General features: G+C 71.2%; 8 protein-coding genes. 5 read left to right on the forward strand and 3 right to left on the reverse strand.

Annotated elements, in window-relative coordinates:
* Nucleotides 1–279: 279 nt before the first annotated feature.
* Together C4J65_RS05080 and metH are read right to left on the reverse strand one after the other, a co-directional pair.
* The gene (locus tag C4J65_RS05080; RefSeq protein ID WP_115741293.1) at nucleotides 280–981 is read right to left on the reverse strand and encodes an HAD family phosphatase; all 702 of its coding nucleotides are present in this window, start codon (nucleotides 979–981) and stop codon (nucleotides 280–282) included.
* A 125-nt stretch (nucleotides 982–1,106) separates the two neighbouring features.
* A complete protein-coding gene (gene metH / locus C4J65_RS05085) occupies nucleotides 1,107–4,619 on the reverse strand; it encodes a methionine synthase (protein WP_115741294.1) in 3,513 nt (1,170 codons plus the stop codon).
* A 404-nt stretch (nucleotides 4,620–5,023) separates the two neighbouring features.
* On the opposite strand from metH, the gene C4J65_RS05090 reads away from it, so the two are divergent.
* The 5 genes from C4J65_RS05090 to parJ all read left to right on the forward strand — a co-directional run bounded on the left by C4J65_RS05090 (nucleotide 5,024) and on the right by parJ (nucleotide 11,381).
* Nucleotides 5,024–5,788, forward strand: coding sequence for an IclR family transcriptional regulator (locus tag C4J65_RS05090; protein ID WP_003977167.1), 765 nt, complete (start codon nucleotides 5,024–5,026; stop codon nucleotides 5,786–5,788).
* 366 nt (nucleotides 5,789–6,154) lie between these two features.
* Nucleotides 6,155–6,949 (forward strand): MIP/aquaporin family protein, encoded by a 795-nt coding sequence (locus C4J65_RS05095; RefSeq protein ID WP_003977166.1) that lies wholly within the window; start codon nucleotides 6,155–6,157, stop codon nucleotides 6,947–6,949.
* Nucleotides 6,950–7,063: 114 nt separating this feature from the next.
* Nucleotides 7,064–8,599: a glycerol kinase GlpK gene (glpK, locus tag C4J65_RS05100; protein WP_115746306.1), complete on the forward strand. Its 1,536-nt coding sequence runs from the start codon at nucleotides 7,064–7,066 to the stop codon at nucleotides 8,597–8,599.
* An 8-nt stretch (nucleotides 8,600–8,607) separates the two neighbouring features.
* Complete coding sequence (locus C4J65_RS05105) at nucleotides 8,608–10,224, forward strand: glycerol-3-phosphate dehydrogenase/oxidase (RefSeq protein ID WP_115741295.1); 1,617 nt, start codon at nucleotides 8,608–8,610, stop codon at nucleotides 10,222–10,224.
* Nucleotides 10,225–10,373: 149 nt separating this feature from the next.
* Nucleotides 10,374–11,381, forward strand: a complete 1,008-nt coding sequence (gene parJ / locus C4J65_RS05110) for a filament polymerization regulator ParJ (RefSeq protein WP_115741296.1) — start codon at nucleotides 10,374–10,376, stop codon at nucleotides 11,379–11,381.
* Nucleotides 11,382–11,440: 59 nt separating this feature from the next.
* Here the strand turns inward: parJ and mshC are convergent, their stop codons facing one another.
* Nucleotides 11,441–12,670: a cysteine--1-D-myo-inosityl 2-amino-2-deoxy-alpha-D-glucopyranoside ligase gene (mshC, locus tag C4J65_RS05115; RefSeq protein WP_115741297.1), complete on the reverse strand. Its 1,230-nt coding sequence runs from the start codon at nucleotides 12,668–12,670 to the stop codon at nucleotides 11,441–11,443.
* Between the last annotated feature and the right edge of the window lie 52 nt (nucleotides 12,671–12,722).

Here is a 12,722-nt window from a genome sequence, read left to right on the forward strand (position 1 = left end):
GGACACACCGAAAACCCGACAGTGGAAGGATTCGTGCAGGGTTTCACCAATCAGGACACAAAGGCTCCTCGACAACGTTCGCCAAGCTCGCGGCAGCACACCTGAGCCCCGCTGTCGACCCCCGGGGGCGTGGTGAACATCACAGCTGGTCTTCAGCTGCTCCTGCTGGAATTCGGCCATCCGGGGCGGTGGAAATGGTCGGTGCACATCCGTCGGGTCGTGCCGCGGGGCCATTTCCCGGAATTGCCGTGCCGACACCGCTGCACGCTCGGTGAACGGCTAGCGCATGTGCGTCATCAGACCGCGCAGAAATGTCAGGTCGACCTCTTCCAGGGAGGTGACCACCGTGCGCCGGACGGCCGCGGTGATGGGGGCGACCGAGGGCACCGCCACGACGTGGCAGCCGGCCGACTCCGCGGCGGCGACGCCGGTCGCGGTGTCCTCGACGACGGCGCACCGGGCCGGGTCCGCGCCGAGTCCGGCCGCGGCGGCCAGGTAGGGATCGGGGTGGGGCTTGGTGCGCGGCACCTCGTCACCGGCGACGGTCAGGGCGAAGTGCTGGGGGCCGAGGGAGGTCAGCACGCGGTCGATGATGCGCCGGTGCGAGGCGGAGACCAGGGCCGTGGGGATCTCGTGCGCGGAGAGCTCCGCGAGCAGCCGGGCGGCGCCGGGCATGAGCGGCAGGTCACGGCCGATGCGCTGCTCGAAGCCGTCGTTGAGCAGGACGCTGAGTTCGGCGAGGGTGATGTCGGCGCCGGTGGCCTCGATGAGGAAGCCCGCGCTGCGGGTCATGGGGCCGCCGACCACGACGTGGCGCCAGGAGTCGTCCAGGGTGTGGCCGAGGGAGGCGAAGACCTCCACCTCGACGTCCCACCAGAAGCCCTCGGTGTCCACCAGGGTGCCGTCCATGTCGAGGAGCACCGCCTGCAGGGCGGAGCCCTCGGCCGTACGGGTTCCGAGCGCGGGGACCGTACTGGTCATCCACGTACCTCCTTGAGGGACGATCAGGCCGGCTCCCACGAAGGGAGCCGGCCTGCGGTGGACCGACCAGTGTACGTCGTGCGGGGCGCGAACGCCTGGTGAGGCCCGGGAGGCCCTGCGGGGCCTCAGCGGGCGTTGAAGTACTTGGCCTCCGGGTGGTGGATGACGATGGCGTCGGTGGACTGCTCGGGGTGGAGCTGGAACTCCTCGGAGAGGTGGACGCCGATGCGCTCCGGCTCGACGAGGGCCGCGATCTTGGCGCGGTCCTCCAGGTCGGGGCAGGCGCCGTAGCCGAGGGAGAAGCGGGCGCCCCGGTACTTCAGGGCGAACATGTCCTCCATCTCGGCCGGGTCCTCCCCGGCGAAGCCGAGTTCCGAGCGCACGCGCGCGTGCCAGTACTCGGCGAGGGCCTCGGCGAGCTGGACGGACAGGCCGTGCAGTTCGAGGTAGTCGCGGTAGGCGTTGGCCTCGAACATGCGGGCCGTCTCCTCGCCGATGCGGGAGCCGACGGTGACGACCTGGAAGCCGACCACGTCGATCTCGCCGGCCTCCTCCGGGCGGAAGAAGTCGGCCAGGCACAGGCGCCGGCCGCGGCGCTGGCGGGGGAAGGTGAAGCGGGTGCGTTCGTTGCCGTCGTCGTCGAGGACGATCAGGTCGTCGTCCTTGGAGACGCAGGGGAAGTAGCCGTAGACCACGGCCGCCTCCAGCAGGTTGTCCGTCTGGAGCCGGTCGAGCAGGCCGCGCAGCCGCGGCCTGCCCTCGGACTCGACCAGTTCCTCGTAGGAGGGTCCCTCGCCGGTGCGGGCCTGCTTGAGGCCCCACTGGCCCTTGAAGAGGGCGCCCTCGTCCAGCCAGGAGGCGTACTCCTTGAGCTGGATGCCCTTGACGACGCGGGTGCCGCGGAAGGGCGGGGCGGGGACCGGGTTGTCGGTGGCGACGTCGGAGCGGACGTGGCCTTCCTCGGGACGCTCGTCGATCTCGACGGTGGCGGCCCGCACCCGGCGCTGCTTCAGCTCCGGCAGCTTGGCGCCGGGCACGCCGCGCTTGATGCCGATCAGCGCGTCCATCAGGCGCAGGCCCTCGAAGGCGTCGCGGGCGTAGCGGACCTCGCCGTCGTAGATCTCGTGGAGGTCCTGCTCGACGTAGGCCCTGGTGAGGGCCGCGCCGCCGAGGATGACCGGGTAGTCGGCGGCCAGCTTGCGCTGGTTCAGCTCCTCCAGGTTCTCCTTCATGATCACCGTGGACTTGACCAGGAGGCCGGACATGCCGATGACGTCGGCCCGGTGTTCGTCGGCCGCTTCCAGGATCGCGGAGACGGGCTGCTTGATGCCGAGGTTGACGACGTTGTAGCCGTTGTTGGACAGGATGATGTCGACGAGGTTCTTGCCGATGTCGTGGACGTCGCCGCGGACGGTGGCCAGCACGATGGTGCCCTTGCCGTCGTCGTCGGTCTTCTCCATGTGCGGCTCCAGGTGGGCCACCGCGGTCTTCATGACCTCGGCGGACTGGAGCACGAACGGCAGCTGCATCTGGCCGGAGCCGAACAGCTCGCCGACGACCTTCATGCCGTCGAGCAGGGTGTCGTTGACGATGTCGAGCGCCGGGCGCTCCTGGAGGGCCTCGTCGAGGTCCTGTTCGAGGCCGTTCTTCTCGCCGTCGATGATGCGGCGCTTGAGGCGCTCCTCGAGCGGGAGGGCGGCCAGTTCCTCGGCCTTGGAGGCCTTCAGCGACTTGGCGGTGGCGCCCTCGAAGAGCTGCATGAGCTTCTGCAGCGGGTCGTAGCCCTCGCGGCGGCGGTCGTAGATCAGGTCGAGCGCGGTGGTGACCTGCTCCTCGTCGAAGCGGGCGATCGGCAGGATCTTGCTCGCGTGCACGATCGCCGAGTCCAGGCCGGCCTTGACGCATTCGTCGAGGAAGACGGAGTTGAGCAGGATGCGGGCGGCCGGGTTGAGGCCGAAGGAGATGTTCGACAGGCCGAGCGTGGTCTGTACGTCCGGGTGGAGCCGCTTGAGTTCCCGGATGCCCTCGATGGTGGCCAGGCCGTCCCCCCGGGACTCCTCCTGGCCGGTGCAGATGGTGAAGGTCAGACAGTCGACGAGGATGTCGGACTCGTGGATGCCCCAGTTGCCGGTGAGGTCGTCGATGAGCCGTTCGGCGATCTCGACCTTCTTCTCGGCGGTGCGGGCCTGTCCCACCTCGTCGATGGTCAGCGCGATCAGCGCGGCGCCGTGCTCCCGGGCGAGCGTCGTGACGCGGGCGAACCGGGATTCGGGGCCGGCGCCGTCCTCGTAGTTGACCGAGTTGATCACCGCGCGGCCGCCGAGCTTCTCCAGGCCGGCCCGGATGACGTCGACCTCGGTGGAGTCCAGCACGATCGGCAGCGTGGAGGCGGTGGCGAACCGTCCGGCCAGTTCCTCCATGTCGGCGACGCCGTCCCGGCCGACGTAGTCGACGCAGAGGTCGAGCATGTGCGCGCCTTCGCGGATCTGGTCGCGGGCCATCTCGACGCAGTCGTCCCAGCGGCCGTCCAGCATGGCCTCGCGGAACTTCCTCGAACCGTTGGCGTTGGTGCGCTCGCCGATGGCGAGGTAGGAGGTGTCCTGGCGGAAGGGCACGGTCTGGTAGAGCGAGGCGGCGCCGGGCTCGGGGCGCGGGTCGCGTGCGGTGGGGGCGGTGTCCCGGACCCGCTCCACGACCTGGCGCAGGTGCTCGGGGGTGGTGCCGCAGCAGCCGCCGACCAGGGACAGGCCGTACTCGCGGACGAAGGTCTCGTGCGCGTCGGCCAGCTCGGGCGCGGTCAGCGGGTAGTGGGCGCCGTCCTTGCCGAGGACGGGCAGACCGGCGTTGGGCATGCAGGTCAGCGGGATGCGGGAGTGCCGGGCGAGGTAGCGCAGGTGCTCGCTCATCTCGGCGGGGCCGGTCGCGCAGTTCAGGCCGATCATGTCGATGCCGAGCGGTTCCAGCGCGGTGAGCGCGGCGCCGATCTCGGAGCCGAGCAGCATGGTGCCGGTGGTCTCGACGGTGACGGACACGATGAGCGGCAGGTCGAGGCCCAGGGCGTCCAGGGCGCGCCGGGCGCCGAGCACGGAGGCCTTGGTCTGGAGCAGGTCCTGCGTGGTCTCCACGAGCAGTGCGTCCGCGCCGCCGGCGACCAGGCCCTCGGCGTTGCGCTGGTAGGCGTCGCGCAGGACGGTGTACGGGGCGTGGCCGAGGGTGGGGAGCTTGGTGCCGGGGCCCATGGAGCCCAGCACCCAGCGCTGCCGGCCGTCGCGGGCGCCGAACTCGTCGGCGACCTCGCGGGCGACGCGTGCGCCGGCCTCGGACAGTTCGTGGACGCGCTCGGGGATGTCGTACTCCCCGAGGGCGGAGTGGTTGGCGCCGAAGGTGTTGGTCTCGACGCAGTCGACCCCGGCCGCGAAGTACTCCTCGTGCACCGAGCGGACGATGTCGGGCCGGGTGAGGTTCAGGACCTCGTTGCACCCTTCGAGCTGCTGGAAGTCGTCCAGCGTGGGGTTCTGGGCCTGGAGCATGGTGCCCATGGCGCCGTCGGCGACCACCACGCGGGTGGCGAGGGCCTCTCGGAGGGCGGACACGCGGGTGCGGGTGTCGGCGGGCGGGGTGGATGGCGACGAGGCCATGAAAGGGCTCCCTAGGATGCGACGGCTGTCGGCTTTGCCTCTGCCCGGTGCCGCCCGTCGCGGACGTCCCCGGGGAGAACGCACGCCGCCAGGGTAGCCGGGACCGGGGGCCGATGGTCAGGGCGTCCACGAGACGGACGAGGATGGCGGGGCGAATACCCGCCGAACGGACGAGCCTCCCGGGCGCCCGGACGTCCCGCTCCGGCGGTGGCCCGCACCCGGCGCACGTGCGGGGTGCACGCGCCTCGTACGGGACGTCCGCGGCCACCGGGAAGTGGCCGAAGTGCAACAGTTGCCCGCCGACCATTGGCGGGAGGTCGACATGGACCGGTAGTGTTCGGCATTGCCGAACGACGTCAGCGACGCCGAGGTCGGCAGTCGAAGGGGACGGAGGCAGTACGTCGATGGCACGGAACATCCAGTCGCTCGAGCGGGCGGCCGCGATGCTGCGCCTGCTCGCGGGCGGCGAGCGGCGGCTCGGCCTGTCGGACATCGCCTCGTCGCTGGGTCTGGCCAAAGGCACGGCGCACGGCATCCTGCGCACCCTCCAGCAGGAGGGGTTCGTGGAGCAGGACGACGCCTCCGGGCGCTACCAGCTGGGCGCGGAGCTGCTGCGCCTGGGCACGACCTACCTGGACGTGCACGAACTGCGGGCCCGCGCCCTGGTGTGGACCGACGACCTGGCCCGGTCCAGCGGCGAGAGCGTCCACCTCGGGGTCCTGCACCAGCAGGGTGTCCTGATCGTGCACCACGTCTTCCGGCCCGACGACAGCCGGCAGGTCCTGGAGATCGGGGCCATGCAGCCGCTGCACTCCACGGCGCTCGGCAAGGTGCTGTCGGCGTACGACCCGGTGGCGCACAGCGAGGCGCTGGAGGCCGACCGCAAGGCGTTCACGGACCGGACCGTCTGCGAGCCGGACAGCTTCGAGCACGTTCTGGACATCACGCGCGCGCGTGGGTACGCCGCCGACGTCGAGGAGACCTGGGAGGGCATCGCCTCCATCGCCGCCCCCATCCACGACCGCAGGCGCATGCCGGTCGGGGCGGTCGGCATCACCGGGGCCGTGGAACGGCTGTGCCGGGAGGGCGAGCTGCGGCCCGAGCTGGTCGCGGCGGTGCGGGACTGCGCCCGCGCGGTGTCGCGGGACCTGGGCGCCGGGCGGTTCTAGAACACACACGCGCCGACACGCGCCGACACGGGCAGCCACGGGCCGGCACGGGCCGGCAGCGGCAGACAAGGGCCGGGACACCGAAGGTGTTCCGGCCTCCGACGTTCCCGCGGCACGACCCGGCGGGAGATCGATAACCCACGACGATCAATAACGATCGTGCTTTCGATAACACAGCTCTTGACGCACGCGTGACGCCGAACGAGACTCGCGTCCATCGGTCGGCATTGTCGAACACCTACCGGCAATACGCGTTAGAGTGTCCACAGTGCCAAGGGCCGCCATCGCTCTCACACCGAGGGCGCCGGAACACCCGGAGGGACCCGGGGTTCGGCTTTCCCTGGACGAAGGACAAAGGAGTCGCGGGTGTCCAGCTCCGACATCTTCATCGGCGAGACCATCGGTACCGCCCTGCTCATCCTGCTCGGCGGCGGCGTGTGTGCCGCCGTCACGCTCAAGGCCTCCAAGGCCCGCAACGCCGGCTGGCTCGCCATCGCCTTCGGGTGGGGCTTCGCGGTCATGACGGCGGCGTACATATCGGGTCCGCTCTCCGGCGCCCACCTCAACCCGGCCGTGACCGTCGGTATCGCGATCAAGGACGGCGACTGGAGCAACACCCCGACCTACTTCGCGGGTCAGCTCCTCGGCGCCATGATCGGCGCGGTCCTGGTCTGGGTCGCCTACTACGGCCAGTTCCAGGCCCACCTCACCGACCGCGAGATCGTCGGCGGCCCCGGCGCACAGGACACGACGGCCAAGTCCGTCGAGGCGCAGGAGAAGGGCGCGGGCCCGGTCCTGGGCGTCTTCTCCACCGGCCCCGAGATCCGGCACACGGTCCAGAACCTCGCCACCGAGATCATCGGCACCTTCGTGCTGCTGCTCGCCATCCTCACCCAGGGCCTGAACGACGAGGGCAACGGCCTCGGCATCCTGGGCGCCCTGATCACCGGCTTCGTCGTGGTCTCCATCGGTCTGTCGCTCGGCGGTCCGACGGGGTACGCGATCAACCCGGTCCGCGACCTCGGCCCGCGCATCGTGCACGCCCTGCTGCCGCTGCCCAACAAGGGCGGCTCCGACTGGTCCTACGCCTGGATCCCGGTCGTCGGTCCGCTGATCGGCGGTGCGATCGCCGGAGGTGTCTACAACGTCGCGTTCGCCTGAGCGGGCCCCCGCTCGGCGATCATCGAGCCGCAGACCACGCGCCGTACGCACCGGCCACCGCCACCCACCACGGAACCCCAGGAGCACACAGTGACCGACGCCCACACCACCGGCATCGCCTCCCACGGCCACGGGCCGTTCATCGCCGCGATCGACCAGGGCACGACCTCCTCGCGCTGCATCGTCTTCGACCGCGACGGGCGCATCGTCTCCGTCGACCAGAAGGAGCACGAGCAGATCTTCCCCAAGCCGGGCTGGGTCGAGCACGACGCCACCGAGATCTGGACCAACGTCCAGGAGGTCGTCGCCGGAGCCGTCGAGAAGGCCGGCATCACCCGCGACGACATCAAGGCCATCGGCATCACCAACCAGCGCGAGACCACCCTCGTCTGGGACAGGAACACCGGTGAGCCCGTCCACAACGCCATCGTCTGGCAGGACACCCGCACCGACGCCCTGTGCAGGGAGCTCGGCCGCAACGTCGGCCAGGACCGCTTCCGCCGCGAGACCGGCCTGCCGCTCGCCTCCTACTTCGCCGGCCCCAAGGCCCGCTGGCTGCTGGACAACGTCGACGGTCTGCGCGAGCGCGCCGAGGCGGGCGACCTGCTCTTCGGCACCATGGACACCTGGGTCATCTGGAACCTGACCGGCGGGGTGAACGGCGGCAAGCACGTCACCGACGTCACCAACGCCTCCCGCACCATGCTGATGAACCTGCACACCATGGCGTGGGACGAGAAGATCGCCGAGTCGATCGGCGTGCCGATGCAGATGCTCCCCGAGATCCGCTCCTCCGCCGAGGTGTACGGCGAGATCACCGGCGGCCGCCTCGGCGAGCTGCTCGGCGGCATCCCGGTCGCCTCGGCGCTCGGCGACCAGCAGGCGGCGCTGTTCGGGCAGACCTGCTTCTCCGAGGGCGAGACCAAGTCGACGTACGGCACCGGCACCTTCATGGTGATGAACACCGGTGACAAGCTGATCAACTCCTACTCGGGCCTGCTGACCACGGTCGGCTACAAGATCGGCGACCAGGACACGGTCTACGCCCTGGAGGGCTCGATCGCCGTCACCGGTTCGCTGGTGCAGTGGATGCGCGACCAGATGGGCCTGATCTCCACCGCCGCCGAGATCGAGACCCTCGCCCTGACCGTGGAGGACAACGGCGGCGCCTACTTCGTGCCGGCCTTCTCCGGCCTGTTCGCCCCGTACTGGCGCTCCGACGCCCGCGGTGTGATCGCCGGCCTGACCCGGTACGTGACCAAGGCGCACCTCGCGCGCGCCGTCCTGGAGGCCACCGCCTGGCAGACGCGGGAGATCGCGGACGCCATGACGAAGGACTCCGGCGTGGAGCTGACCGCGCTCAAGGTCGACGGCGGCATGACCTCCAACAACCTGCTGATGCAGACCCTCGCCGACTTCGTGGACGCCCCCGTGGTGCGCCCGATGGTCGCCGAGACCACCTGCCTCGGCGCCGCCTACGCCGCCGGCCTGGCCGTCGGCTTCTGGAACAGCACCGACGACCTGCGCGCCAACTGGCGGCGGGCCGCCGAGTGGACCCCCCGCATGGACGCGGACATCCGCGACCGTGAGTACAAGAGCTGGCTCAAGGCCGTCGAGCGGACCATGGGCTGGCTCGAGGACGAGGAGTAAGAACCACCATGACCACTCAGTCCACCCTGCAGTCCGTGCCTGCCCTGGGTACGCACCCGGCCTCCGGCTCCAACCCGAGCCGGGCCGAGACCCGGGAGCAGCTCTCCAAGGCGTCGTACGACCTTCTCGTGATCGGCGGCGGCATCCTGGGCATCTCCACCGCCTGGCACGCCGCGCAGTCCGGTCTCAGGGTGGCCGTGGTCGACGCCGGCGACTTCGCCGGCGCCACCTCCTCCGCCTCCTCCAAGCTGCTCCACGGCGGACTGCGCTACCTGCAGACCGGCGCGGTGAAGCTGGTGGCGGAGAACCACTTCGAACGCCGTGCGGTCTCCCGCCAGGTGGCCCCCCACCTGGCGAACCCGCTCACCTTCTACCTCCCCGTGTACAAGGGCGGGCCGCACGGCGCGGCGAAGCTCGGGGCCGGCGTCTTCGCGTACTCGGCGCTGTCCGCCTTCGGCGACGGCGTCGGCCACCTGCTCTCCCCGGCCAAGGCCGCGCAGGACGTGCCGGAGCTGCGCACCGACAACCTCAAGGCCGTGGCCGTGTACGGCGACGACCAGATGAACGACGCGCGCATGGCCCTGATGACCGTCCGCGCGGCGGTCGAGTCCGGCGCCGTGGTCCTCAACCACGCCGAGGTCACCGGCCTGCGCTTCACCAACGGCCGGGTGACCGGCGCCGAGCTGAAGGACCGGCTGTCCGGCGACGAGTTCGGGGTGAACGCCCGCCTGGTGCTCAACGCCACCGGACCGTGGGTCGACCACCTGCGCCGCATGGAGGACCCCGCCGCTGCTCCGTCGATCCGGCTCTCCAAGGGCGCGCACCTGGTGCTCAAGCGCACCGCGCCGTGGAAGGCGGCGCTGGCCACCCCGATCGACAAGTACCGGATCACCTTCGCCCTCCCCTGGGAGGACATGCTGCTGCTCGGCACGACCGACGAGGAGTTCGAGGGCGACCCGGCGGACGTCGCGGTCAACGACAAGGACATAGCCCAGATCCTGGACGAGGCCGCGTTCTCCATCCGCGACCAGCAGCTCGGCCGGGACCTCATCACGTACTCCTTCGCCGGTCTGCGCGTGCTGCCGGGCGGCCCCGGTGACACGGCGAAGGCCAAGCGCGAGACGGTCGTCACCGAGGGCCGGGGCGGCATGCTGTCCGTCGCCGGCGGCAAGTGGACCACCTTCCGCCACATCGGCCGTACGGTGATGAAGAAGCTGGAGGCGCTGCCGGGCCACCCGCTGGGCGACGACTTCGAGCCGATCGCGTCGCTGCCGAAGAAGCTGCCGCTGCCCGGCGTGGCCAACCCGCGCGCGGTGGCTCACCGGCTGCTGGTGGACGGTTCGGCGCCCGGCCCGCGCATGGCGGCGGACACCGCCAGGCACCTGGCCACGCACTACGGTTCGCTCGCCTTCGACATCGCCCGGCTCGCGAACGAGAGCCCGGAGCTGGCGCAGCGCGTCCACCCGGACGCCCCGGAGATCTGGGCGCAGGTGGTGTGGGCCCGGGACAACGAGTGGGCCGAGACGGCGGACGACGTGCTGCGCCGCCGTACGACGCTGACGATCCGCGGCCTGGCCACGGACGACGTCCGCGCGCAGGTCCAGGACGTGCTGGACAAGAAGTAGGCCCGCGTTTCAGCACCGCTCGGCGGGTTCCGGACCCCGGGGACGGGGCAGTGATCCGTTCACTGCCCCGTGCACAGGGGCTGCGGGCGGCCCCTCGGCACGCCGTAAGGTTGGGGGGTACGCGAGGGCACGTCGGAAGGAGGCGCTGGGTGATCGAGCTCGAGGGGGTTCCCGAGCTGGTCGACCCGGTCATGGTGGCCGCGTTCGAGGGCTGGAACGATGCCGGTGACGCCGCCTCCACCGCGGTCGCGCATCTCGACAGGGAGTGGAAGGGCGAGGTGTTCGCGGCGCTGGACGCGGAGGACTACTACGACTTCCAGGTCAACCGTCCCACGGTGTTCATGGAGGACGGCGTCCGCAAGATCACCTGGCCCACGACCAGGCTGTCGGTGGTCAGGGTCGGCGGCGACAAACCGCGCGACCTCGTGCTCGTCCGTGGCATCGAACCCTCCATGCGCTGGCGCTCGTTCTGCAACGAACTGCTCGGCTTCGCGCACGAGCTGGGCGTCGAGCTGGTGGTAGTCCTCGGCGCCCTGCTGGGCGACACGCCGCACACCCGTCCGGTCCCGATCAGCGGTACCACGTCGGACGCCGACCTGGCGCGGCGCATGGACCTGGAGGAGACCAAGTACGAGGGGCCCACGGGCATCGTCGGCATCCTCCAGGAGGCCTGCACGCACGCCGGTGTGCCGGCGGTGTCGCTGTGGGCGGCGGTGCCGCACTACGTGTCGCAGCCGCCGAACCCGAAGGCCACGCTGGCCCTGCTGAACCGGCTCGAGGACCTGATCGGCGTGCGGGTGCCGCTGGGCGAGCTGCCCGAGGACGCGCGTGCCTGGCAGGTGGGCGTGGACCAGCTGGCCGCGGAGGACACCGAGGTCGCCGAGTACGTGCAGTCGCTGGAGGAGGCCCGGGACACGGCGGAGCTGCCGGAGGCGTCGGGCGAGGCGATCGCGCGGGAGTTCGAGCGGTATCTGCGGCGGCGGGACGGGTCGGGGACGGGTGGGCCCGGCCCCGGGGGCCCCGGTGGGCACGCCACGGCGGACGGGGGCGACGGGCCGTCCGGAACGCCGTTCCTGCGGGACAACCCGAGCGGGCGGGCCCGCCCGCCGAAGCCGCCGAAGGCGGGCGGGGACGACGAGGAGTCGTCGGAGGACTGAGCGAAGGACCAGGGCCGCTTCCGGAGAAGCGGCCCTGGTTCTTTCGTCCGTACGCCTGTTTACAGCGCCACGCCCAGCAAGGCGTCCACAGCTCGGGAGACCACGCCCGGGGCGCCGGTGTCCGTGCCGCCCGACTCCTGCTGGAGGGCGGCCCAGCGGTCGATCGCGTCGAGGGCGGCCGGGGAGTCCAGGTCGTCCGCGAGGGCCTCGCGGATCTGGTCCACCAGGGTCTCGGCGGGCGGGCCGTCGGGACGGGAGACGGCGGCGCGCCAGCGGTCGAGGCGGGCGAGGGCGTCCTGAAGCACCTGGTCGGTCCACTCCCAGTCGGAGCGGTAGTGGTGGGCGAGCAGCGTGAGCCGGATGGCGGCCGGGTCGACGCCCTCGTGGCGCAGCCGGGACACGAAGACCAGGTTGCCCTTGGACTTGGACATCTTCTCGCCGTCGAGACCGACCATGCCGGCGTGCACGTACGCCTTGGCCATGGGGAACTCGCCGGTGAGGGCCTGGGCGTGCGAGGCGCCCATCTCGTGGTGCGGGAAGGCGAGGTCGGAGCCGCCGCCCTGGACGTCGAAGCCCATGCCGAGGTGGTCGAGGGCGATGGCGACGCACTCGATGTGCCAGCCGGGGCGCCCGCGGCCGAGGGTGCCGCCGTCCCAGCTGGGCTCGCCCTCGCGGGCGGCCATCCACAGCATCGGGTCGAGCGGGTTCTTCTTGCCGGGCCGGTCGGGGTCGCCGCCGCGCTCGGCCGAGAGCAGCCGCATGGTGGCGGCGTCCAGGTGGGAGACGCCGCCGAAGTGCGGGTCCGCCTCGACGGAGAAGTAGGTGTCGCCCTCGAGCTCGTAGGCGGCGCCGGCGTCACGCAGCCGCTCGACGAGCGGGACGATGCCGGGTATGGCCTCGACGGCGCCTATGTAGTGCCGCGGCGGGAGCATCCGCAGCGCCGTCATGTCCTCGCGGAAGAGGGCGGTCTCCTGCTCGGCGAGGGCGGTCCAGTCGACCCCGTCGCGCACGGCCCGCTCCAGGAGCGGGTCGTCCACGTCGGTGACGTTCTGGACGTAGTGGACCTGCCGCTTGGTGTCGAGCCACACGCGCTGCACGAGGTCGAACGCGTTGTAGGTCGCCGCGTGACCCATGTGGGTGGCGTCGTACGGCGTGATGCCGCAGACGTAGATACGGGCGACGGGACCGGGGTCGAGGGTGACGGGGCCGCCGGTCGCGGTGTCGTGGATCCTCAGGTCGCGGCCCTGACCAGGCAGGGCGGGGACCTCGGAAGCGGGCCAGGCATGCATGTCATGAGCCTAACCGGACGGGTGTTCCGTACACGAACCGGACCGGGCCGGA

This window comes from Streptomyces sp. CB09001 (assembly GCF_003369795.1).
Lineage (GTDB): Bacteria > Actinomycetota > Actinomycetes > Streptomycetales > Streptomycetaceae > Streptomyces.

What these genes read in the sequence shown, in the direction of transcription:
- C4J65_RS05080 (WP_115741293.1), bottom strand. Translation starts at nt 981, where the DNA reads ATGACCAGTACGGTCCCCGCGCTCGGAACCCGTACGGCCGAGGGCTCC.
- metH (WP_115741294.1), bottom strand. Translation starts at nt 4,619, where the DNA reads ATGGCCTCGTCGCCATCCACCCCGCCCGCCGACACCCGCACCCGCGTG.
- C4J65_RS05090 (WP_003977167.1), top strand. Translation starts at nt 5,024, where the DNA reads ATGGCACGGAACATCCAGTCGCTCGAGCGGGCGGCCGCGATGCTGCGC.
- C4J65_RS05105 (WP_115741295.1), top strand. Translation starts at nt 8,608, where the DNA reads ATGACCACTCAGTCCACCCTGCAGTCCGTGCCTGCCCTGGGTACGCAC.
- mshC (WP_115741297.1), bottom strand. Translation starts at nt 12,670, where the DNA reads ATGCATGCCTGGCCCGCTTCCGAGGTCCCCGCCCTGCCTGGTCAGGGC.